At 70.1% G+C, this 25,555-nt stretch carries 5 protein-coding genes; 4 read left to right on the top strand and 1 reads right to left on the bottom strand.

Annotation, left to right across the window (positions count from 1 at the left end; all coding sequences use genetic code 11):
- Positions 1 to 2: 2 nt before the first annotated feature.
- Genes ACFVIV_RS22495 through ACFVIV_RS22480 form a run of 4 tightly spaced genes read left to right on the top strand, consistent with a single transcriptional unit; the run spans position 3 to position 25,237 of the window.
- Positions 3 to 4,841 carry a condensation domain-containing protein gene (locus ACFVIV_RS22495; protein WP_379199277.1) on the top strand — a complete coding sequence of 1,613 codons (4,839 nt, stop codon included), beginning with the start codon at positions 3 to 5 and terminating at the stop codon, positions 4,839 to 4,841.
- A complete protein-coding gene (locus ACFVIV_RS22490) occupies positions 4,838 to 5,683 on the top strand; it encodes a 3-hydroxyacyl-CoA dehydrogenase family protein (protein WP_379199275.1) in 846 nt (281 codons plus the stop codon). The genes ACFVIV_RS22495 and ACFVIV_RS22490 overlap by 4 nt, the downstream gene beginning before the upstream one ends.
- Positions 5,670 to 17,012 (top strand): amino acid adenylation domain-containing protein, encoded by an 11,343-nt coding sequence (locus tag ACFVIV_RS22485; RefSeq protein WP_379199273.1) that lies wholly within the window; start codon positions 5,670 to 5,672, stop codon positions 17,010 to 17,012. The genes ACFVIV_RS22490 and ACFVIV_RS22485 overlap by 14 nt, the downstream gene beginning before the upstream one ends.
- The gene (locus ACFVIV_RS22480; RefSeq protein WP_379199271.1) at positions 17,009 to 25,237 is read left to right on the top strand and encodes a condensation domain-containing protein; all 8,229 of its coding nucleotides are present in this window, start codon (positions 17,009 to 17,011) and stop codon (positions 25,235 to 25,237) included. The genes ACFVIV_RS22485 and ACFVIV_RS22480 overlap by 4 nt, the downstream gene beginning before the upstream one ends.
- On the opposite strand, the gene ACFVIV_RS22475 is transcribed toward ACFVIV_RS22480, so the two are convergent.
- Positions 25,202 to 25,426 (bottom strand): hypothetical protein, encoded by a 225-nt coding sequence (locus ACFVIV_RS22475; protein ID WP_379199269.1) that lies wholly within the window; start codon positions 25,424 to 25,426, stop codon positions 25,202 to 25,204. The two genes, ACFVIV_RS22480 and ACFVIV_RS22475, sit on opposite strands and share 36 nt — an antisense overlap.
- Positions 25,427 to 25,555: the final 129 nt, after the last annotated feature.

Genomic DNA, 25,555 nt, shown 5'->3' with positions numbered 1-25,555 from the left:
TCGTGACCACACCAGCACCACGCCCCGACGACATCGCCATCGTCGGTCTCGGCGTCCGGTTCCCGGACGCGTCGGACCTCGGCGAATTCCGCGCCAACCTCGCCGCCGGACGGGACTCGATCGGGCCCATGCCGCAATCCCGGGCCGAGGCGACGGCGCTCGACCGGCGGGTCGACTACCTGCCCATGGGGCATCTCACCGATATCCACAGCTTCGACTACGCGTTCTTCGGGCTGTCCAAACGCGAAGCGTCCCTGATGGATCCGCAACAACGGATCGCCCTCGAACTGGCGCACACGGCAATAGAGGACGCCGGATACGCGCCACGCACCCTGCGCGACGCCACCACCGCGGTCGTGTTCAGCGCACCCATGCCCACCTACCACGCCATGGCCGTCGATCCGGGACCCCTTGCCATGCTGGGCAACCTGCCCTTCGGCACCCCGGCCCGCATCGCGCACCTGCTCGGCCTGACCGGCCCCTGCTACGCCATCGACAGCGGCTGCAACGCCTCCCTCATCGCCGTCCACCACGCCTGCCGCGAACTGCGTTCCGGTGACGCTGATTACGCTCTCGCGGGCGGGGTCAGTATCCGCGCCGGCGGATCCCCGGCCTGGACCATGCAGACCATGACCGAAATCGCCTCCACGACAGGCAAGGTCCGCGCCTTCGACGCCGAAGCCGACGGCACCGTCCCCGGCGAGGGCGGCGCCGCCCTCCTCCTGACCACCCTCGCCCGCGCCCATGCCGACCGCGCCCCCGTCTACGCCGTGATCAGAGGCAGCGCCGTCCTGCACAACGGGCATTCGGCCGTCACCATCAGCACCCCCAGCGCCACCGCCCAGGCGCGCGTCATCGAGCGCGCCTGGCGAGCCGCCGGAGCCGACCCCCGTAATGCGGGCTATCTCGAAGCACACGGCTCGGCCACCCGCCTCGGCGACGCCGTCGAACTCGAGGGCCTGCGCACCGCCTTCGCCGGTCGTGCCAACCCACTCCCGATCGGATCAGTGAAGACCAATATCGGGCATCTCGATCACGCCGCCGGCGTCGCGGGCCTGGTGAAGGCCGTACTCTCCGTCCACGACGGCCACCTGTACCCCTCCCTGCACTTCCACCGCCCCACCGGCGATCTTGACCTGGCGGCCGCCGGTATCGAAGTCCTCACCCGCCCACGCCCCTGGGACAGCGACGAACCCCGCCTCGCAGGCGTGAGCTCTTACAGCCTCGGCGGCGCCAACGCCCACTGCGTCGTCCAGCAGGCACCGGACATCGTTCAGCAGGCGGCCGCGGCGAAGCGGAGGCCGACCGATGTGGCACAGCTGCCGAGCGAAGTCGCGGACGGCGCGGGCGATGTCGTGCAGCACGTATCCGACCTGCCGCTGAAGACGGCCGAAATCGTGCGGCAGCCAGGTGATGTGGATAGTGCGGGCGAGATCGGGCGGCAAGCACCCGACGCGGCGCTGAGGCCCGGCGGTGTTGCGCGGCAGGCCGCCGATGCTGCGCCATCGTCGGTGGGCGGCGGGCCGCACGCTGGTGGCATCGTGGCTGATGCGAGCGATGTCGCGCAGGGTGCGGGCGCGGTCGTGGGACAAGCACCCGACGTGGTCTATTCCAGTGTCACCGGAGCGGACCGGGAGCCGGAGCGGCGGCTGGTGGGGGTTTCGGCGCGGACGCCGGCGGCGCTCGCGGAATTGTGCGGCACGCTGGCGGGGCGGTTACGCGGCAGCGCGGTCGATCTCGCGGATGTGGCGTTCACGCTCGGGCGGGGGCGGGCGCATTTCGGTTATCGCATTGCGGTGTGTGCGACCAGCACGGCGGATCTTGCCGAGGAGCTCGAACTGCGTGGGGCTGCGGTCGATCCGGAAGGTGGGCAGCCGGTGGCGCCTCGGGTGGCGCTGCTGCTTTCGCCCGGGTCGGTGGACAGCGGTGCCACAAGCGGTGAGACGAGCTCGGTCTCGTCGCTCTCGGTCGGTATGCTGACCGGTGACGAGATCAGGCCGTCGCTGCCTGCTCAGCTGCCCGCACCGGAGCATGTCGCTCCGGTGCTCCGGCGGCAGATCATGGCGCATGATCTGCTGCGGGCGTGCGGAATTCGATTCACCGCCATACTCAGCGGCGGGGCATCGAAGTATCTGGCCCGCTACCTGCTCGGATCGACGGCGGCGGTCCAGGCCGGTGAGCTGGCCGAGGCGGCAGCGAATCCGGCGGTGAACCGGTCCCGGCTGCGCGCCGCGGCGGAGACGTTGCTGCGGGACGGGCCGGTGGTCTTCGTCGATCCGAGTGAAGGCGGCGAGCTGGGTCGTCTGCTCGCCGAGGATCTCGCGGACCGGGCGGATGCGGAGATCATTTTCGGCTCCGCCGATGCACCCGGAATGCTGGACGTTGTCGGCAGCCTCTACGAGCGCGGTTTGGATATCGACTGGGCCGGCGTGCAGAACGGCGACGGGATGCGCGTGCGCTTGCCCGGACACCCGATGCACCGCACCCGGTGCTGGGTCGAGCTTCCCACTGCGGCGGCGCTTCCGGCTGAACCCGTCGCGGCGGCGGTGGTGCGCGCGGAGACGTCCACGCCCTCGGACGCGACGGAGTGGCTGCGCGGGGTGCTGCGCGAATTGCTGCACGCCGAGTCCGAAATCGGCGCGGACGAAGACTATTTCGACCTCGGCGGGAATTCGATTATCGCCGTGCAGCTGGTCGAGCGGGTGGAGGAGAGTTTCGGCTTCCGGCCCAAGCTTCTCGATGTCTATGAGCGGCCGAAGGTCTCGGACTTCGCGGCGCTGCTGAGCGATGGGGCGGTCCCGACGGCAGCCGAGGCCGGTCGGCCGGCCCGGTCGGCGCCGCCCATTACGCGCACCGACGAGCTGGTCATGTCGCCCGGGCAGGAGCGAATGTGGTTCCACCACCAGCTCGTTCCGGATACGACGCTTTACAACTACCCGGTGGTCAACGTCCTTCGGGGTGCGATCGACAGCGCCGCCATCAAGGGCACCTTCGAGGATTTCGCGCAGCGGCACGAACCGTTGCGGTACAACCTCGTCGAGGTCGATGGGCTGCCGGTGGTGCGGGTCCGGCCCGCGCTCGCTGAGTTCTTCCGCGCTGTCGACGTTTCCGGTGCAGGGGATCCGGTCGCCGTCGCACGCGGGTTGATCCGGGAGGCCGCGACCACGCCGTTCGACCTCGCGCGCGATCCCATGGTGCGCGTGCTGCTGGTGACGCTGGCACCCGATATGCATGTGCTGCAGGTGACTTGCCATCACTGCGTGACCGACGGGCAGACTCCCGGGATTCTCGCGCGCGAGATTCCGCTGCTCTACGCCGCGCGGCAGGAGGGGCGCACCGCGGAACTGGAGCCGCTGCCGGTCCGCTATCGCGATTACGCGCGCTGGCATCGGGATCTGCTGGATTCGGGTGCTCTCGATCATGAGCTGGAGTACTGGACGCATTCGCTGCGGAATGCGCCGAAACTGCGGCTGCCCACTGATTTCCCGCGTCCGGCGCGCAAAACCTTCGCCGGCGATCTGGAGCCGTTCACGGTCCCGGCCGAACTGCTCGCGGCGGCGCGCGCGGTCGCCAAACGGGAGTCGGTGTCGCTGTTCGTGGTGATGCTGAGCGCCTTCTACATTCTGCTCGCGCGGCGTAGCGGGCAGCGTGACCTGGTCATCGGCACGCCCACCACCGGGCGTACCCGGCGCGAGCTGGAGGGGCTCATCGGGTTCTTCAACAGCACGGTCGCCTTGCGCGCCAACCTGTCCGGGCCCGCGACGCTGGCCGATCTGCTCGAGCGGGTGCGCGCGATCGTGCTCGGCGCGCTGGAGAATCAGGAGATTCCCTTCGAGCGGGTCGTCAACGCGCTCGACGATCAGCGTGATGTGTCGCGCACCCCGATCTTCGATGTGCTCTATGTGCACCAGGATCTCGTCGGCACGGCGAACCCGCTCAGTGGCGGCGAGACGGAGTTCTTCGACCTGGAGCACTCCATCGAGAACGCCTTCGGCGGATTGCCCGCCGGCACCGCGAAATTCGATCTCAGCCTGATCACCTACGACCGCAGCGACGACCACGACATGCTGGCCTGCTTCGAGTACAGCACCGAGCTGTTCACGCAGCGCACGGCCGCGGGCTTCGCCGCCACGTATCTCGAGATCCTGACCGAGGTGGTGGGGTCGGCCCCGGACCGCTCGATCGATGAACTGATCGCCGCGCCTTCGCCGGCCGGTATCGGCTCGGCTGAACCGGGTGCAGCGCTGGACATTCCGACGGATCGGCCGCGCAAGACGGGACAGGTGTCGTACACGCCGGCGACCGTGCGCGAGCGATTCGACGGCGAGCCCGAGGACGCGGTGCTGCTGGCCGCGTGGATCGCATTGCTGGCCTGGTACTCCGGCTCCGATGAGGTGGAGGTGGGGCTCGCGGGCGGCGCGGCCCGGATGGACCTCGCCGATGATCCCGACGGCGTCGCGCTGATCGCGCGAGCCGCGGCGGCACTGACCGCTGCCGCGACAAGCGCCGCCGACTATGCGACGAGCGCCGCCACCGACGCGGCAGGAGCTGTCAGCGAGGCTGCAGGCGCTGTCGGCAAGGCGGCGGGCGCTGTCGGTGATGTGGCGATCCGTTTCCGCGACGCACGGCCCGGGGCGGCGGAGCTGGTTCTCGACCGGAGCCTCGCCGATGACGGACCTGTCGTGGAACTGGCCTATGCCACAGAGCTTTTCGATGAATCGACCGCGCAGCAGATGCTCGCCGACCTGGTCGGGCTGCTGCACGGCCTGGCGGAGACGCCGGATGAACCGGTGGCGGATATCGCGCTGCGCTGCATCGCGGAAGCGGAGGTGACCCGATGACCGGAACCGTGGCCGTGATCGGCGCCGGCACCATGGGTGCGGGCATCGCGCAATGCCTGGCGCAGGCGGGCCGCGATGTCATTGTGGTCGAACCCGACCCGAATGCCGTTGCCCGCGCCCGCAAGAGCCTCGACGAAGCGGTGCGCCTGGCCCTCCTGCTGGGTCGCGGCGACCGCCGCACCGCGCTGGAGGCCGCCCGCCGGGTGCGCTGGACCGACCGCATCGACGAGCTGGGCGAGGTCGACTTCGTCATCGAATGCGCCACCGAGCGCATCGAATTGAAGGAGCGGCTGTTCGCCGAACTCGACCGGCACTGCCCGCCCGGCGCCGTGCTCGCCTCGGCCACCTCCGCCATCCCGATCGCCCGGCTGGCCGCCGCGACCGGCCGCCCGGAGCAGGTGCTCGGCCTGCACTTCATGAACCCCGCGCCGCTCACCGACGCCGTGGAAGTCGTTCGCGGCGAACAGACTTCGGCGCACACCCTGACCCGGGCCACCGACCTGCTGACCGCGCTCGGCAAGGAGTCCATCGTCGTCGGCGACCGCCCCGGCTTCGTCCTCAACCGCCTGCTCATGCTGACCATCGCCCAGGCCGCCGCCACCCTCGACACCGGCACCGACGCCGCCACGGTGGACGCCCTCTTCGAACGCTGCCTCGGCCACAAGATGGGGCCGCTGCGCACCGCCGACCTCATCGGCCTGGACAACGTCGCCGACACCATCGACGTGTTGCACCGCGAAACCGGCGAAGACCACTACCGCGTACCCCCCGCCCTCGCGACCCTCGTCGCCGCCGGGCATTTCGGCCGCAAGACCGGACAAGGATTCCATGACTATCGCTGAGACGCCCACCGCCGCGACGCCCGGCCTCCGCACCCCGAGCGACGCCCAGCGGGCCGCCCTCGCAGCCGGTGATCGCTACGTCGACCTCTACATCGAACTGACGGGGTCGCTGACCGCGGAAACCCTGCGCGCTGCCGTCGACACCGCGCTCGCGGAAAGTCCGGTCCTGCACAGCGTCTTTCGCGGCGACACCGGCGCGATCGAGGTGCACGAGACGACGCCCGCTCCCACCTCGATAGTCGTCGCCGACCCGTCCGGCCCGGCGCGCTTCGTCACCGACCGGATCGAGCAAGAGCGTTCCCGCGCAATGGATCCCGCACGGGGCCCGCTCCAGCGCCAACTCATCTTCCAGCTCGCCGACGGCCGGATCGGCTGGTACCAGCGCTACCACCGCCTGGTCAACGACCACCCCGGCGTCCTCGCCATCCTCGCCCGGGTCCGCGACCTCCTGCACAACCCGGCCGCGCCCCTAACCCCGATCTCGCCCTTCGGCCCGACAGCGGACCGCCTCGAAACCGAACGCCGCTACCGCGAATCAGGCGCCTGGGCCGCCGATCGCGACTACTGGGAGCAGAGCCTTACCGCCGCCCCCCGCCCCGAACCCCTCCCCGCAATCGCAGCCCACGCGACGGCCGAGAGGTCGCGCGCCGACCAGGATGCTGTGAGCCTGAATGCGTCCGGTCATTCCGATCGCGTGCCTGGCGACCCGCACCACGCGCCCGGTCATTCGGAGCGTGCGCCCGGCCAGCGGGTGACCGATGAAGCGTCGGACGCTCCGGTCTCCGGAAGCCCGGCCGCCGTGCTCTGGGCAGCCGTGCAAGGCTCGTCGGAGCTCACGAGGATCGCGCGCACCTGTGGTGGCGGTTCGCCCGCGGTAGTGCTGGCCGCACTGGCCGTCTACGCGTCCCGCCTGGCCACGACCCGCGAGGGCGTCATCGCATTCGACAACGGGGAAACCACTGCGCCACTGCGGATCACGGTACAACCGCAGGACACCTTCGACTCCATCGCCAAGAATGTGGGCCGCGAGCTGCGCAAGGCGCGCCGGCACCGGTACATCCCCGACATCGACGACCCCTGGACCGAATCACCGGTGCACGGTCAATGGCCGCTCACCGTGCGCATGCTCGCCGGCGCAGCCCTGGACGATCTGGGCACCGCGACCGTGACGTCGTGCGCCGGGCAGGCCGAAACTCTCGCGGTCTGCCTCGACGACCGCGCCGCAGGCGGTTGGCGTATCGCCGTGACCGGCCCGCACCCGGCACACCGAGACCATCTCGTCCCCCTGCTGGACCGGCTCGCCCACGCACCGCACGCCCCGATCGGCCGCATCGGTCTTGCCGCGCCCGGCGAGGTCCGCCACCTCGTGGGACGGCGACCCGAGACCGCGTCGGGTCCGGTCACGACTCCGGTCACCCCGACCGCGGGCCGCGACGGCCACGCACTCGGGACGAATGCAACCGTCGATGGCGAACCGGTGCCCGCAGCTGTGACGGCAGCGGCTCCCTCGTCGACCGACCTCGCTGGAACAGACACCACGGGTTCGTCGGCCGCGACCCCCAAGGTATCGCTGCCGGAGCGGCGCGGGTCTTCGGATGAGCGTGAGTCCTCAGGTGGGCGTGCGCTTTCGGGCGTGCGCGGGCCTTCGGGAGGTCGTGCGCCTTCCAGCGAGCGTGGATCTTCGGGAGGTCGTGCGTCCTCGGGCGGGGCGGTTGCGCTCACCGAGGCCGGGGGCGCGCTGTCGGGCGCGGCGACCTTGGCCGGGTTGCTGGCCGGGCAGGCCGCGCGGACGCCGGAGGCGGTGGCGCTGGCGGGGGCGGGTAGCGGGATGTCGTATGCGGAGTTGCAGGGGGCGGCGAATCGGCTGGCGCGGTATTTGATTCGGTCGGGGGCGGGGCCCGAGCGGGTCGTGGCGCTGGCTCTCGGGGCGTCGGCGGAGCAGATTGTCGCGGTGCATGCGGTGATCGCGGCGGGCGGGGCGTATCTGCCGCTCGATCCGGAGCATCCGCGGGAGCGGCACGCACAGGTGATCGACAGTGCGGGACCGGTGTGCGTGCTGACCACCCGGCGGGAGGGGTTCGAAGGGCCGGACGGGGTGCGGGTGATCCATCTGGACGAGCTCGACCTGAGCGGGGAGTCCGCCGCGACGGTGACCGATGCCGATCGGATCGCGCCGTTGCGGCCGGAGAACCTGGCGTACGTGCTGTTCACGTCGGGGTCCACGGGGCGGCCGAAGGGGGTGGAGGTCACCCACGCGGCCGTGTGCTCGCATCTGGCTTGGATGCAGGACGTGCACGGGCTCGACGGCCGTGATGCGGTGGTGCGCAAGACCGCGCTGTCGTTCGATGTGTCGGCGTGGGAAGTGCTGTGGCCCTTCACCAGTGGAGCTCGCGTCGTGGTCGACGGGTCGGGTGCGTACCGCGACGCGCAGGAGCTCGCGCGGGCGATCGGGGAGCACGCCGTCACCACCGTGCAGTTCACGCCCTCCACGCTCGCCGCGCATCGGGCGGCGGTGGCCGCGCCGTTCGCGCCGAGTGTGCGGCGGGTCCTGCTCGCCGGTGAGGCGGTGACGCCCGCGCTGGCGGCGCAGCTGCCGGTGCTCGCGCCGGGGGCGCGGTACGACAATCTGTACGGTCCGACCGAGGCCACCGTCGCGGTCACGCGGCATCGCATCGACGAGAACGACACCGGCGCAGTGCCTATCGGGGCGCCGTCGTGGGGGACCCGGGCCTATGTGCTCGATGCGTTCTTGCAGCCGGTTCCGGTCGGCGTGCCGGGCGAGCTCTACCTGGGCGGTGTCGCGCTCGCTCGCGGGTACGTGCGGCAACCCGGGCTCACCGCCGCACGCTTCATTGCCGACCCGTTCACGAAGTCGGGGGCGCGGATGTATCGCACCGGCGATATCGTGCGCGCCAACGGGTCCGGGGAACTGGAGTTCGTCGGGCGCAGTGATTTCCAGGTGAAGCTGCGGGGGATTCGCATCGAGCTCGGTGAGCTCGAATCGGTGCTCGCCGCGCAGGAATCCGTGGCGCAGGCGGTTGCCGTGGTGCACGACGGAAACGGCACGGGCGGTGGGCGATTGGTGGCCTACGTGACTCCGGCCGCCGGGCATCGCATCGACCGGGAAGCGCTGGAGCAGCGGCTGGCCGAGGTGCTGCCGCGGCATCTGGTGCCCGCCGCGCTCGTCGTGCTCAGTGAGCTGCCGGTGAATCGGTCCGGCAAGGTGGATCGGAAGGCGTTGCCCGCACCGGATTTCGAACCGGTGGTGTACCGGGCGCCGCGCACCGAGACGGAGACCGCGCTGGCCGCTGTTTTCGCGGAGGTGCTGGGGCGGGACGGGATCGGGGTCGACGAGTCGTTCTTCGCGCTCGGCGGGGACAGCATCATGTCGATTCTGCTGGTGTCGCGGGCGCGGGCACGGGGGATCGCGGTGACCGCGCAGCAGGTGTACGAACACCGGACGGTGGCGCGGCTGGCGGCCATTGCGCAAGCGGCGGAGGCGGATTCGGTCCCGCCGTTGGCGGAGTTGGCGGATGGCGGGGTGGGGGAGCTGCCGCTCACGCCGGTCATTCGGTTCCTGGTCGAGCGGGGCGGGAACTTCGATCGCTTCTGCCAGTCGATGACGCTGGAGCTGCCCGCCGGAATCGACCGCGCGGCCATTGTTTCCACGATCTCGGCGGTCGTCGATCATCACGACATGCTGCGGTCGCGGCTGTACCGCGACGATGCCGGTGAGTGGCATGTGCGGGTCGGCGCGCCCGGGAGCATCGACGTCGATTCCTTGATTCACCAGGTTGTGTACGACGATGACCTCGACCGCGCGGAATTGGTGGCGCTCGCCGGGATCGAGCTCAATGCGGCCATCGATCGGATCGATCCGGCCACCGGTGCGGTGCTGCGCTTCGTGTGGCTCACTCCCGAAAACCGCAGCAAGCCGGGGCTGCTCGTCATTGCCGCGCATCACATCGCCGTCGACGGTGTCTCGTGGCGAATCCTGTTGCCCGACTTCGTCGCCGCATGGGCGGCCGTCGCGGCGGGGAGTACGCCGCAGCTGCCGGCCGTCGGAACCTCCATGCGGCGTTGGGCGCACGCCATCACCGACACCGCGCACACCGAGGCGCTGATCGGGGAGCTGCCGATCTGGCGCGATATCGTCGAGGGACCCGAGCCGACGTTCGGGGACCGGCCGTTCGATCCGCAGCGCGATCTCGCGCCGGACGTGGCGCACACCGCCATCGAACTCGACGAGCACGACACCAGCGCGATCATCACCGCCATTCCCGACCGGTACCGGGCCCGCGTGGCGGACGCGCTGCTGACCGCGCTCGCGCTCGCGGTGACCCGCTGGCGGTCCCGCCGCGGCGAGGGCGAGCGGTCGGTGCTGCTGCGCCTGGAAGGCCATGGGCGCGAACAGGATGCGGTGCCCGGCGCCGAATTGTCCCGCACCGTGGGCTGGTTCACCTCCATCGTCCCGGCGCGACTGGACCTGACCGGAGTGGATGTCGACGACGCCTTCGCGGGCGGGCCCGCCATGGGCGACGCCATCAAGGCGGTCAAGGAGCAGCTGCGGGCCGCACCGCACAATGGTTTCGGCTACGGCCTGCTCCGATACCTGAACGCGGATACCGCGGCGGCCCTGCCGCATCGGGAGCCCGGGGAGATCTCGTTCAACTACTTCGGGCACATCACCGGCCTGGATATTCCGGAGGAGCTGGCCGGCATCGGCTGGCTGCCCTCGCCCGAATTCGGCATGCTGCCCATCCGTCCCGATGCCCGCCGCGGCGCGCTGGGCGCCGTCGAAGTGGATTCCATTGTCGTCGGCCAGCGGCTCGCCACCAGCTTCGGCTATGCGCGCACCCTGTTCACCGAGGAGTCGGGCAGCGAACTGGTCGAACTGTGGCGCGAGGCGCTGGCGGCCCTCGCCCGCCATGCCCGCAGTCCGCGGACGCGCGGTGGCCACACCCCCTCCGATTTCCCGCTGGCGACCACGACTCAGCGCGATATCGATACCTGGGAGCGGCAATACCCCACGCTGAGCGACGCCTGGCCGGTCTCGCCGCTGCAGGCCGGAATGATGTTCCACGCCATGTTCGATCCGGACGCGCTGGACGTGTACACGGTGCAGCTGGTGCTGAGCCTGGACGGGGCGGTCGACGCGCCACGGTTGCGCTCCGCCGCGGCCGCCGTCCTGGAACGACATGCCAACCTGCGCACCGCTTTCGCGGTCACCGCGAGCGGTGTGCCTGTTCAGCTGGTCACGGGTGAAGTGACGCTGCCGTGGCGCGAGGTGGATCTGACCGCCACTGCGGGCGAACGGCACGACCTCCTCGACCGTGAACGCACCGAACCGTTCGACCTCACGCGCCCGCCACTGCTGCGCTTCCTGCTGCTGCGCTTGGACGCCGACCGCACCGAGCTGGTCGTCACCGGCCACCACCTGCTGCTCGACGGCTGGTCCATTCCGCTGCTGCTGCGCGAGATCATCGCCGGCTATGCGGGTTTCGCCGCCGACGCCCCGCGACCGTACCGGCACTACGTGGAATGGCTTTCCCGCCAGGACAACTCGGCCGCGAAGCAGGCATGGGCGCAAGCCCTCGAAGGTCTTTCGGAGCCGACGCTGCTCGCCTCCGACCCCGCCGTGGGAGCACCCACGACGCTGCCGCCCGAGCATGCGTTCGCCCTGGACGTGGACCTCACGCAGGAGCTCGTCCGACTGGCCGCAGAGCTCGAGGTGACGGTCAACACCGTCCTGCAGGCCGCCTGGGCAATCCTGCTGGCGCGCATGACCAATCGCGACGACGTCGTCTTCGGCACAACCGTATCGGGCCGCCCCGCGAATCTCCCCGGCGTCGAATCCATGGTCGGCCTGTTCATCAACACCGTTCCCGTGCGAATCCGGCAATCTCCCGGCGAGTCGGTGCGATCACTGCTGCGCCGCGTCCAGCGCGAACAGTTCGAACTAGCGGGCCACCACCAGCTCGGCCTCCCCGATATCAGCGCGCAATCCGCCCTCGGTGAGGGAACCCTCTTCGACACACTCCTCGTCGTCGAAACCTATCCGGTCGACGAGGCCGCACTCCGCGCCCGAGCCGCCGCCGGCGCCGGGCTGGTGATCACCGGCTTCCAATCACGAGAAGCAACCCACTACCCCCTGACGCTGACCGTCCGCCAGACCGACCGCCTGCACCTGCTCGCAAGCTGGCGGCGCGACCTCCTCGACGAGGCCACCGTGCTGCGCCTGGGCGAGCGCATGACCCGCGTACTCCGCCAGATCGCCACACACTCGGATACCGCCGCAACCGACATCGATCCGCTCGGCCCGGCAGAACGCAGCCTGGTACTGCACGACTGGCAGCGCCCAGCCCTGCCGGGAAAGTGGCAAAGCCCCGCCCTGCCGGAGAACTCGCAACATCTCGGCGTTCCCAAGGGTTCGCGAGCCGCCCAGCCAGGCGACCGGCACGGCGACCTGCTGACGCCCGACGTGACGCTCGTGGACTTGTTCCGCCGGCAAGCGGCTGCGCGCGGACCTGCCGTAGCCGTCCGCTCCGGCAATCGCACCCTGACCTACCGTGAACTCGATGCGGCCTCCGACGCTCTCGCGCGGTCGCTCGCGGCTCGCGCAATCGGCGCGGAATCGCTCGTCGCCGTGGGAATCTCGCGATCGGCCGACTTGATCGTCGCCTTGCTCGGCGTCGTCAAGTCCGGCGCCGCCTACGTCCCACTCGACCTCGGCAACCCGGCCAAACGCCTCGAATTCATACTGGCGGAAACGAACCCGGCCTGCATCCTGACCACCGCCGCCGACCGCGCCGCATTGCCCGCGACCGGCGCGCCATGCATCGTGATCGGTACCGGAGACGGCGCTGACATCACTGACAACGGCGACAACCCAGGTGGCGGCAAGACCCGCAGCGCCGATAGTGCCGTCGCCGTCAGCGCCGCCGGATCGGATCGGTCCGACAGTGCCGGCGGTGTAGACCCGTCTCGCGGCTCAGGCGGTCTCGATCGGACCGAAGGCGCAGCCGACCTGAACAGAAGTGAGGGGGCCGGCGGCGCGGACCAGACCGGCGGTGCTGACCGGGCTGGCGGAGCGGGCGCGACCGGGAGTGTCGGCGTTGCAGACCGAAGTGACGGTGTCGACGGCGTGGTCACATCGGCCGGTTCCGGCCTTGCGGCGCCAGGCGCGGACAATCTCGCTTACGTGCTGTACACGTCGGGCTCCACGGGGCGTCCGAAGGGTGTGGGCGTGACGCATCGGAATGTCGTTGCCATGCTCGCTGCTACGCGAGCGGTCGTCGACACCGGGCCCGACGATGTGTGGACCATGTTCCACTCGCACGCGTTCGACTTCTCGGTGTGGGAGATGTGGGGGGCGATTGCGAGCGGCGGTGCGCTTGTCGTCGTGGATGCGGAGGTGACCCGCTCGCCGGAGGACCTCGCCGAAGTGCTGACGCGAGAAGGTGTTACGGTGCTGAGCCAGACACCGGCGGCGTTCTACGCCTTGCTGGACTCCGGGCTGCTGGATGCCGGCCGGAATGCGCTGCCCGCGCTGCGGCACCTCGTGCTCGGGGGTGAGGCGCTGGATTTGCGCCGTGCGCGGTCGTGGTACGACTCCGATCCGGCTGCGGGGGTGCGGATCTCGAATCTGTACGGCATCACCGAGGCGACTGTGCATGCGACCCATTTCGCGGTGGATGGTGCGGACGCCGAATCGGCGCGGGGCAGCGTCATTGGTCGCGGGTTGCCGGGAATCTGTGTGCGCGTCTTGGATTCGCGGTTGCGGCCGGCACTTGTGGGCGCAGTGGGCGAGATCTACCTCAGTGGGGGGCAGCTTGCTCGCGGTTACCATGCTCGGCCGGGGACGACGGCGGATCGCTATGTCGCCGACCCGTTCGGTGCGTCCGGCGAGCGCATGTATCGCACCGGGGATCTGGCGCGTTGGACTGCCGACGGGCAGCTCGAGTACCTCGGTCGCGGCGATGATCAGGTGAAGATTCGCGGCTATCGGATCGAGCCGGGTGAGATCGAGGCCGCGCTGCTCGAGCACGAGGCCGTGGCGCGGGCGGCTGTCGTGGTTCGGTCCGGGGAGTCCGGGGCGTCGCGACTGATCGGCTACGTTGTGCCCGTGCAGGGCGCTGATTTGGGCTCGGCGGAGCTGAAAGCTCATGTTGCACAGCGCGTCCCGTCATATATGCGACCGGCCGCCATTGTGCTGATCGAAGCGTTGCCGCTGACCGCCAATGGCAAGCTGGACCGGGCGGCCTTGCCTGCGCCGGTTCGCGCGCCGCAATCGGTGCGGCAGCCCCGCACCCCTGCGGAGCATGCCGTGGCCGAGTTGTTCGCCGAGGTGCTCGGCACGGCGCGGCCGGGGGTGGATGATTCGTTCTTCGCGCTCGGCGGCGACAGCATCATCTCGATTCAGCTCGCCTCCCGGGCGCGGGCGCACGGATTGCACTTCACGCCGCGTGACGTGTTCGAACACCGCACCGTGGCCGGAATCGCGGCGGCCGCGCGGTCGCTGGATTCCGGGGACGAGTTGCCGCACGTGCTGCCGGAACTGCCGGGCGGGGGTGTCGGCGAGATGCCGCTCACCCCGATCGTGCGGTGGTTGACCGAACGCGGCGGTGGCTTCCGCCGGGTCAATCAGACGCTCACCGTCGATCTGCCCGCAGGGGTCGAGCACGGCAGCCTATTGGCGGCCGTCGGTGCGCTCGTCGATCGGCACGATATGTTGCGCAGCCGCTTGTACCGTGACAAGTACGGCGAATGGCAGTTCGAAACCCTGCCGCCGGGCTCCGTGGACGTGTCGAAGCTGCTGTACCACAGTGCATTCGACGACATCGCGGAGGACGGCGCTGTGGACGCCGGCATGTTGGAGGCGCTCGCGGCGCGGGAGCTGGATGCGGCGCTGGATCGCCTCGATCCGGCGGCGGGCGTGGTCGTGCAGTTCGTCTGGCTGGATTTCGAACAGCGGGGTGTGCACGGTCGTCTCATCATCTGCGCGCATCACATCGCCATGGATGGCGTGTCGTGGCGAATCCTGCTCCCCGACCTGCTCAGCGCTCTGCACGCTGCCGCGAATGGCGCTGTGTCTCAATCGAGTCCGGCGGGCACCTCGATGCGCAGGTGGGCGCACGGTCTCGTCGACGCGGCGCACGCGCCCGAGCGGATGGCCGAACTCGCGCTCTGGCGGCGAATTTGCGAGACGCCGGACCCACCGCTGGGGTCCCGGCCGCTGGATCCGGCCGTCGATGTCTCCGCGCGGGTGGAAACGGTGGACGTCAGCGTGGACGAGGCGGTCACCGACGCGCTGGTGCGGGTCGTCGCCGGCCGGTTCCATGCGGGTGTGGACGAGATCTTCGTTGCCGCATTGGCTGTCGCGCTCGCGGTATGGCGGGCTCGGCGGGGTGTGGAGGCTCCGGTCTCGGTGCTCCGGCTGGAAGGGCACGGGCGTGAGGAGCAGGTTGTGCCGGGGGCGGAGCTGTCCCGCACTGTCGGGTGGTTCACCTCGCTCTATCCGGTCCGCATCGACCTCGGCGATATCGATATCGAGGCGGCGCTGGCCGGGGCCGATGCGGCCGGCGCGGTGATCAAGGCGGTCAAGGAGCAGATGCGGGCCATTCCCGATCACGGGGTCGGATACGGGTTGCTGCGCTATCTGAATCCCGATGCCGCAGAACAATTGCCGGACGCCATGCCGGGACAGATCGCCTTCAACTATCTGGGAAGGGTCGACGACCGGGGCGCGGGGGTCGTTGCGACACCGGACGCGCATCCGGACCCGGACCTGCCCGCGGCTGCTGCGATCGAGGTGAACGCGATTGTGACGGGGTCCCGGCTGCGCGCTGGATTCGCTTATCCCACGACACTTCTCGATGGTGGCGACGTGGCGGAGCTGGCGCAGCTGTGGACGCGCGCGCTCGACGCCATCGCGGTCCACGGGAGCGGTGCGAACGCGGGCGGTCACACGCCGTCGGATTTCCCGTTGGTGCGGGTGCGCCAGGAGGACATCACCCGGTGGGAGCGCGACTACGGACGGCTCACCGATGTGTGGCCGCTCGCGCCACTGCAGCCGGGGCTGTTCTTCCACGCCACCCTGGCCGGGCGGGAAGAGGCCGCCGCCGATGTGTACAACGTGCAAGTGGTGGTGCGCATGGGCGGTGCGGTCGACCACGACCGGCTGCGGGGGGCCGCGCAGCGCCTCCTCGAGCATTACCCGAACCTGCGGGCGGCGTTCGTCTTCGACACCACCGGCACGCCGCGTCAGGTGGTGCCGGAGGCGGTCGAACTCCCCTGGAGCGAAGTGGATCTGGCGACAGCGGGTGAGGTCGCGAAGCTCGCCGCCGCCGAGCGCGCCCGCCGCTTCGATCAGGCCCGTCCGCCGTTGCTGCGATTCACGCTGGCCCGCATCGCGGACTCCGAGCATGTCCTGATCGCCACCTACCACCACATCCTGCTCGACGGCTGGTCGGTGCCCTTGGTACTGCGAGATCTGCTGGCGCTCTACGCCTCCGAGGATTCGCTGCCGGTTCCGGGTGGTTCCTTCCGCGACTACCTCGCCTGGAACCATGCCCGCGACGCGGCGGCCGCCACCGGAGCGTGGCGCCGGGCACTGGAAGGCATCAGCGCGCCGACGCTGGTCGCCCCGGCGGCCCGCGCTCGCGAAAGCACGGTCACGACAGCGGATTATCGATGGTCGCTCGATGCTTCGACCACCGCCGCGCTCGGGGCGACCGCCGCTCGACTCGGGGTCACCGTCAACACCGTGCTGCAGGTCGTCTGGGCAATCCTGCTGGGCCGCAAGCTCGGTCACGGCGATGTGGTGTTCGGCGCGACCGTCTCCGGTCGCCCGGCCGCCCTGCCCGGCGTGGAATCCATTGTCGGACTGTGCATCAATACCGTGCCGGTGCGGGTGCGGTACGGGCCGCGCATGACGGTCGCGGAGCTGCTGCGCGCGGTGCAGGCCGAGCAGGCGGAGCTCATGGAGCACCATCACCTCGGCCTGACCGAGATCCACGCCGCGGCGGGGCTGCGGGACCTGCTGTTCGACACGGTGCTGGCGTTCGAGTCCTATCCGGTGGACACCGAGCAGCTCACCGCCGCGGCGGCCGCCGTGGAGGGTGTGACGGGCACCGGGCTCGAGCTCACCGACGCCGCGCACTATCCGCTGACGGTCACCGTCGATCCCGGACCCGAGCTGAGCGTCCGAATCGGTTATCTGAGCAGGCTTTTCGACGAAGCGCAGGTGACCGAGATCGGCGCGGGCATGCGCGGGCTGCTCACCGCCATCGCCCGGGATCCGGAGACGACCATCGAGGGGCTACCGTGACCCGACGCCTACCGCTGACGCGCGCACAGCAGCACATCTGGGTCGCACAGCAGCTCGACGACACCGGGTTGCGACTGCTCGTCGGCGGCTATGTGCACATTCACGGCGCGATCGACGAGGAACTGTTCGAGCGGGCGTTGCGGATTGTCGTCGCCGGCGCGGAATCGCTGCGGGTCCGGTTCGACACCGAGGCCGACGGATCGGTCGTGCAGGTCGTCGAGAACGTGCGGGACTGGCCGTTGCACCGCAACGACTTCCGGGCAGCGGCCGATCCGCTCGGCGCGGCCGTGCGGTTCATGAACGCCGCCTTGGACCGGCCGTTCGATCTGGCGTGCGCGCCGCTGTTCGAGCATCATCTGCTCGACGTGGGCGCGGCGGGCACGCTGTGGTTCATCCGCTCCCATCACGCGGTGATCGACGGCGCCGCCTCGGCCGCGTTCATCCGCCGCGTGGCCGACACCTACACGGCCCTGGTCGAGGGCCGCGCGGTGGACGAATCGGTCTTCGACCGGGTGGCGGACCTGATCGCCGAGGACGACCGATTCCGCGCGTCCGCGCGCTTCGAGGACGACCGGCGGTTCTGGGCGCAGCGGCTCGCGACCGGGCCGCAGGAGCCGCCGCAGTTCGCCGGTGCCCCGGCGGCCGCGGACGGCAATCGGTTCCTCCGGCACGCCGACCTGGTCGGTGAATCCGAGTGGAAGGCGCTGCGGGTCCGCGCGGAGGCCACCGCGACGGCCTGGCCGGTGTGGGTGTTCGCCGCCATCGCGTTACTGCTGCACGCGGATTCGGGTTCGCGCACGGTCACGCTCGGCTTGGCCGTGCCCGCCAAACGGTCCCGCAACGCACTCGGTATGACCGCGAACATCGTCCCGCTGCGGATTACGGTCGACCCGGCCGCCACCGTCGGTGACCTGCTGGCCGCCGTGCGCGCCGAATCCCTGATCATCCTGCGCCACCAGCGATATCAGTACGGCGATATGCTCGCCGATCTGGGAGTGAGCGGTCTCGACGGTGGCGTCCTGGGCCCCACCGTCAATGTGATGCCCATGCAGAAGGATCTGCGCTTCGGAGCCGAATCGGCCACCCTGCGCCATATCCTGGCCGGGCGCTCCGACAACCTGAACATCAGCGTCTACGACAATGGTGAACCGGGCCTGTCCCTGGTGCTCGAATCGAATACGCTGCGCTACTCCGAACGCGACCTCGCCGCACATCACCGACGGCTGATGGACACTCTTACCGCCCTGGCCGCGGCTCCGGAGGATCTTCCGCTGGGGCGGTTGCGGCCCGCACCGAATCCGGCCGGGCCCGCCGCAACCGCGGAACCGGCCGAGACGTTGGTCGACTGGTTCGATCGAATCGCGGCCGCGCAAGGTGACGCCATCGCCGTGGTCCACGGCGACGAGACCCTCACCTATGCCGGCCTGGATGAGCGAGCACGCCGACTGGCCCGGACCATGACCGGATACGGCGTCCGCCCAGGGGATTTCGTCGGCCTCGCCCTGCCGCGTTCGATGGACCTGATAGTCGCCATCATCGCGGTGCTGAAGACGGGTGCAGCCTACGTCCCACTCGATCCCGGCCATCCGCGGTGGCGATTGCGCACGATCCTCGACGACGTGGCACCGGCGCTCATCGTCGTCGGCGCGGGAGTCGAACCGCCCGAGGCGATCTCGACCGCACCCGTCCTGCGAATCGGGGAACCCGCACAGGTCGTCCCCCGCGAGCCCGCCTTCCACCGGACACCGGCACTCCCCGCCTACGTCATCCACACCTCCGGCACCACCGGACGCCCGAAGGGCGTGATCGTCACGCACGCCAATGTGGTCCGGCTGCTCACCGCGACCCGGCCGTGGTTCGACTTCAACGCCGACGACGTCTGGACGCTGTTCCACTCCACCGCATTCGACTTCTCCGTGTGGGAGATCTGGGGCGCACTCTGCCACGGCGGCAAGCTCGTCATCGTCGACGCCGAGGTAGCTCGCTCACCCCGCGAGTTCCTCGATCTGCTGGCGGCACAACGGGTTACGGTGCTCAACCAAACACCGTCCGCCTTCGGAGCCCTGGTCGACGCCCACATGCGGCGCCCGGCCGATGACCAGCTCGCCTTGCGCTACGTGATCTTCGGCGGTGAACCGGTGGAGCCGTGGCGGCTGGCCGACTGGTGGACGCGGCACGATCCGCGCTCACCCCGCCTGATCAACATGTACGGCATCACCGAGACGACCGTGTTCACCACCGGAACCCCGCTGCCCGGTGAACCGGCCGCCGACCCCGCGACGGCGGGACTCGAGCAGGCGCCCGACCTGGTGAAGGCAGGGTTCGAGCAGGCGCCCGACATGGTGAAGGCAGGGTTCGAGCAGGAACTCGGCGCCGCGGAGGCGGGATTCACGTGGGTGTCCAGGGCCGTGTCGGCGGGCGATATCGGCACGCCGATAACCGATCTGGCCGTGTATGTCCTCGATGCCGGGCTGCGCCCGTGCCCGCCGGGGGTGCCCGGCGAGCTTTACGTCGCCGGTCCCGGTGTCACCGCGGGATACCTTCGCCAGCCTGGTCGTACCGCGGTGCGATTCACCGCGGATCCCTTCGGCGGACCCGGCACCGTGATGTATCGCAGCGGCGACCTGGCGCGGTGGACCGAGACGGGCACACTCGAGTACCTCGGGCGCGCGGATCGCCAGGTGAAGATCCGCGGCTTCCGCATCGAACCCGGCGAAATCGAGGCCGCGCTGTGCACGCTCGACGCGGTGCGCGCGGCGGCCGTGCTGACAGTGGAACACCGGCCGGGTGATCGACGGCTCGCCGCCTTCGTCAAAGGCGACCACGCCGACCCCGACGAGATTCGCGCCGATCTCACCGATCTGCTGCCCGCACACGCCATTCCGGCCACGATCACGGTCGTCGACGCCATCCCCGCGACCACCAATGGCAAGGTCGACGAACGCCGACTGCGCGCCCTGGCCCCGCAGGGCGTAGCCCGCCCCGACGACGCGCCACCACGCACCGAGACCGAGACCCGCCTGCACGCCGTCTTCGCAGAGATCCTCGGACACGACGGATTCGGCGCAGAAACCGGCTTCTTCGCCGCGGGCGGCGACAGCATCCTCGCCATCCGGCTGGCCGACCGCGCCCGCGCCGCCGGACTCGACCTCACGCCGCGAGATGTATTCGAGCAGCAGACCATTCGCGCGCTGGCCCACACCGCCGACACCCGACCGCCAGTGGCCCCTCGCACGTCGGTGACGCTACCGCAGACCCCCGCGCACGACCGCATGTTCCTGCCCGCCACACCATTGCAGTCCGGCCTGCTTTTCCACTCCCTATACGAGGGCGGCGACGGCGAGGACCCCTACCTGGTCCAGGCCACGCTGACACTGGACGGCACGGTCGACGCGGACCGATTGCGCGCAGCCCTGCACATGGTGCTCGCACGACACCCACACCTACTGGGCCGCTTCGTCGTCGACCAGGGCGACCAGCCCCGCTACGAGATCCTCGACAACCTCGAACTCCCCTGGCGTGTAGTGGATCTCGCCACCCTGCCGACAGCCCATCAGGACGACGACACCAAGCAGGGTGACCCCGCCGGGCGGCACGACGCCGCTGCGCGCGGTGATACGCCTGCGCGGGGTGATGTTGCCGGGCGGGTCGACGCCGCTGCGCGGGTCGGTGCTGCCAGCCGGAGTCATGTTGCCGGGCTGGGCGATGCTGCGGCGCTGGGCGACGCTGTGGGGCGGCACGACGCCGCTGCGCGCGGTGATGCTGCCGGGCGGGTCGATGGTGCTGCGCAGGTCGAGGGTGCTGGCCGGTGCGATGTTGCCGGGTTGGGTGATGCTGCTGCGTGGGGCGATATTGCTGCGCGGCACGACGTCGGTGCGCGAATCGCTGGTGCCGGGCGGGCCCACTCTCCCGGGCGGGGTGGTGACGCTGAGTGGGATGACGGGGTTGATCGGGTGCGGGCCGAAGATGCTCGCATGGATCCGCTCGGGGCTCCTTTGCTCGCGGTCAGTCTGGTTCGTGCTGGGGCGCGGAAGGCGGCCCTGGTGGTGACTCACCACCATGCGTTGCTGGACGGGTGGTCGCTGGGGATCTTGCTGCGCGAGATGCTGATTGGGTATCGCGGGCTCGAACTGGCTGCGGCGACTCCGTTCGCGGCATTCCTGGAGTGGTCGGAGGGGCGGGATCGGGACGGTGCTCGCCGGGCGTGGGCGGACGCTCTGGCGGGGGCGGAGCCTAGTAAGGTCGCGCGGGTTGAGCGGGGGCGGTGGCGGCGGCCGGAGGAGCATGTCTTTGCGCTGCCCGGTGCCATGGTTGCCGCGTTGCGGGAGCGGGCGGGTGTGCATGGGGTCACGCTCAATACGCTGGTTCAGGCGCTGTGGGCGTTGGTGTTGTCCAATCTGACCGGTAGCGATGATGTCGTTTTCGGGATTACTGTCTCCGGTCGCGACGGCGGTGATATGGGCGGTGCCGTGGGGTTGCTCATGAATACCGTGCCCCTGCGGGTGCGACTGGCCGCCGCCGAGACGCCCCTCGTGCTGGCCGGCCGGATTCAGCGTGAGCGGGTGGCTTTGATGGAGCATGACCATCTCGGGCTGGCCGATATCAGTGCGGCGGCGGGGGTGAGCGACTTGTTCGACACCTCGCTCGTTTTCGAGAACTTCCCGCTCGACACGGCCCTGCTCGGTGATCCGGGGGCGGATTTCACCGTTACGGGCGTGGATGTTCGTGGTGGAACGCATTTTCCGCTGACGGTGGTGGTGGTTCCGGGTGATGGTGAGCTGATCTTCCGCATCGGGGCGCACTTCGATCGCATCGACTGCCTCACCGGTGTGGACGAGTTGTGGTCGCGGATCCTCGCTGCCGGGGCGGCGCTGGCCGACCCTGATCAGTCCGCGATCGGGCGGCTCGACCTGCTGCCGCCCGCGCGTCGGATGGAACTGCTCGCCGCTGGGCGGGGTGCTGTCTCCGGTATCGAAAATGGCAGTCTTGCACAGTGTTTCGAATTGGTCGTGCGGGACCACGCGCTGCGTGCCGCGCTCTGGTGTGACGGCGTGGAGATCAGCTACGGCGAGTTGAATGCTCGTGCCAACCGGGTTGCCCGGTGGCTGCGCGCTCGCGGCGGCGGGCCGGGTGTGCCGGTCGGTGTCGCCATGCCGCGCTCGGTGGATCTCGTGGTGGCGTTTCTCGCGGTCGCCAAACTGGGGGCGTTGTGCGTGCCGCTCAGCGACCGCTATCCGCCCGCTCACGTGCGGCGGCTGTTGGAGTTCACCGGAACCGAACTGGTGCTGAGGGAAATCGACACTGCGGCAGCGGATTACGATGACAGCGACCTGGGTGTCGCCGTTGCGCCCGATGCCGTCGCCTCGCTCATGTTCACCTCCGGGTCGACCGGTGACTCCAAGGGCGTCGAGGTCACCCATCGCAATATCGTCACCCGGGCTCTCGATCGGGTCGCGGGCGGTGCCGAGCACGAGCGCATGTTGATGCACTCGCCGCACAACTGGGACATGGTGGTGTACGAGCTGTGGCTGCCGCTGCTCACCGGACGCACCGTGGTGATCGCCCGGCCCGGGATCCTCGATGTCCACGACCACACCGCGGTGCTGCGCGCGGGGCGGGTCACCTCGATGCTCCTGCCGGCGGGGCTGTTCCGGCTGCTGGCCGAGCAGATGCCGGGCGAACTGGCGAGGCTGCGTCACCTGGCCTCCGCCGGGGACGTGCTGTCACCGCAGGCCGTCGCGGCCGTGCGCAAAGGCGCGCACCAGGACAACGGCGCGCACCCGGGTGAAGGCGCACACCCGGGTGAAGGCGCGTACCAGGGCAGCGGCGCGCACCCGGGCGAAGGCGCGTACCAGGGCAGCGGCGCATACCAGGGCAGCGGCGCATACCAGGGTGAAGGCGCGAACGAGGGCGGAGGCGCGTACCAGGGCAAGGGCGACCAGCCGGGGACTCCCGTGTCTCTCGATCACAACGCACCCCGGGTGACGAATCTGTATGGGCCTGTGGAGGCGACCGGGTGGGCGCTCGGCTATTCGATTCCGGGTGACGCATCACCGGAGCAGCCCGTCCCGATCGGCCGCCCGGCCGACAACACGCGCGTCACGGTGCTCGATTCCGCACTGCGGCCGGTGCCGGCCGGTGTCACCGGCGAGATCTACCTGTCGGGTGCGGGACTCGCCAACGGCTACCACTGTGCGCCGGGCCGTACCGCCGAACGCTTCGTGGCCGATCCGTTCGGCCCGTCCGGTGAGCGCATGTACCGCACCGGCGATCTCGGCCGCTGGGATGCGGACGGGCTGCTGCATTTCCTCGGCCGCGCCGATCGGCAGTTGAAGGTCAACGGTTTTCGCGTCGAACCCGGCGAAGTGGAGGCCGCGATCCGGCGCGAACCCGGTATCACCGCGGCCATTGTCACCGCGCGGCAGGCCGCGAACGGGCAGTCGCTCATCGCGCACGTGGTCGGGGCCGGTGTCGATACCGAGGCGCTGCGGGCCACCCTGTCCGCGACCCTGCCCGGCTACCTGGTGCCGTCGGCGATCGTCGCGATCGGCGAACTGCCGCTGACTCCCATGGGCAAGGTCGACGTCGGCGCGCTCCCGGCTCCCGATACAGGGGAGGCGGTGCCCGTGCGCACGCCGCGTCAGCAGGTCGTCGCGGCCGCTTTCGCCGCGGCGCTGGGCCGCGCGGAGGTGGGGATCACCGACGACTTCTTCGCGTACGGCGGCAATTCCCTGTCCGCGATCCGGGCCGTCGCCGCCCTGCGGTCGGCGCTGGGAGTCGAGGTCTCGCTGCGCGATCTGTTCGAGTCGCCGACGGTCGCCGCCCTGGAGCGGGCCCTGGACCGGCGCGCACCCGCGAACCTGCCGCGCGGCCTCGCGAATATCCCTCGCACGGAACCGATTCCGCTCGCACCCGCACAGCAGCGGTTGTGGACCGTGGACTACCTCAGCGGCCACCGCCCCGACTACTTGATCGCGACCGCCCTCGAGCTCCACGGCGCGCTGGACCCCGAGGCCGTGCGAGCGGCGGTCACCGATGTCGTCGAACGACACGAAATCCTGCGCACCGTACTGCCATACGCGCTGGACGGCCCCGTCCAGCGCATTCTGCCGATCGAATCGGCCCGCCCGGACTTCCGCATCATCGACATCGCCGAAGGCGAGAGCGTCGACCGCGCAATGGATTCCGAATTGGAGCGCGGTTTCGACCCGACCAGGGAGCCGCCGCTGCGCGTCCGCCTGTATCGGCTCGACGACCGCCATCACATCCTGCTCGGCGTGCTCCACCACATCGCCGGCGACGGCGAATCCCTGGGCATCCTGCAATACGACCTGCTCACCGCCTACCGGGCGCGGGCAGCCGGTATCGAACCACAATGGCCCTCTTCGGCAACGCAATTCGCGGACTACGCGATCTGGCTGCGCCGCATGCCGAACGAGCCCGCCGCGGTCCTCGAACAGCAGGCGCGCTACTGGCGCACCGTCCTCGACGGCATGCCGGACCATCCGATCCTGCCCGCCGACCGCCCCCGCGCCGACCGCCGCGACAACCGCGCGGCCTCGATACCCATCGCCATCGACGCCGGCACCCACCGCGACCTCGCCCGCACCGCCCGCGACCACCGCGCCAGCACCTACATGCTCGTGCACACCGCCCTCGCCCTCGCCCTGCACCGCCGCGGCGCGGGCCCCGACCTGCCCATCGGCGTCGCGCTCAGCGGCCGCGACGCCGAAGGTCTCCAGGACCTGGTCGGCTGCGTGGTCGACACCGCGATCGTCCGCGTCGACCTCACCGCCGACCCCGCCATGGGCGAGCTCGTGAGCCAGGTCCGCGAACGCGTCCTCGGCGCGTACGAGAACAAGGAGTTCCCCTTCGATCGCCTCGTCGAACTGCTCAACCCGCCCCGCTCCCGCACCCACCACCCGCTGTTCCAGGTGATGGTGACCTACCTGCGCGGCCTCGATCTCGCCGCGACACCGGACGACCTGTCCGCCCGGCACCGCCCGGTACCGGTCCGTCACACCCCTTGGGAACTCCTGCTGAACCTGCGCGAGGACTACGGCCCCGACGGCCGGTGCGCCGGAATTCACGGCGAGATGATCTACGCCGCAGAACTTTTCGACCACACCACCGTCGAGGCCATTGTCACCGCCATGACCGGCGCCCTCGGCGAGCTGTGCGACGGCTCGCTATCGGGCGCCGGAATCCGGGCGAACGCCGGATGAACCCGATGCGGGGAGCAACAAGGCGCGCGCCGCCACCAGTTGCGGCATGGTCTGGGCGAGACTGGCCGGCACCGAGGCGGCCACGAAAACGCCCACCGCGCCGAGGAATACGGTGCGCCGCCCCAGCTGATCGCTGAGCTTGCCGTACAGCGCGCCGGTGACCGTGGTGGCCAGCAGATAGGCCGTCACGATTCAGCCGATCGAATCCGCGCCGCCCACATCCGCGACCATGTGCGGCAGCGCGATGGCGACGACCGTCTGGTCCAGCACCGAGCAGCGCGCCCAGCATGAGTCCGGAGGGTGGCCAGCGGCACATTG

Source organism: Nocardia sp. NPDC127526, assembly GCF_042672265.1.
Lineage (GTDB): Bacteria > Actinomycetota > Actinomycetes > Mycobacteriales > Mycobacteriaceae > Nocardia.
This window is presented reverse-complemented; position numbering and strand designations above follow the sequence as displayed.

Coding starts and splice junctions, on each gene's coding strand:
- ACFVIV_RS22490 (WP_379199275.1), top strand. CDS start 4,838: ATGACCGGAACCGTGGCCGTGATCGGCGCCGGCACCATGGGTGCGGGC.
- ACFVIV_RS22485 (WP_379199273.1), top strand. CDS start 5,670: ATGACTATCGCTGAGACGCCCACCGCCGCGACGCCCGGCCTCCGCACC.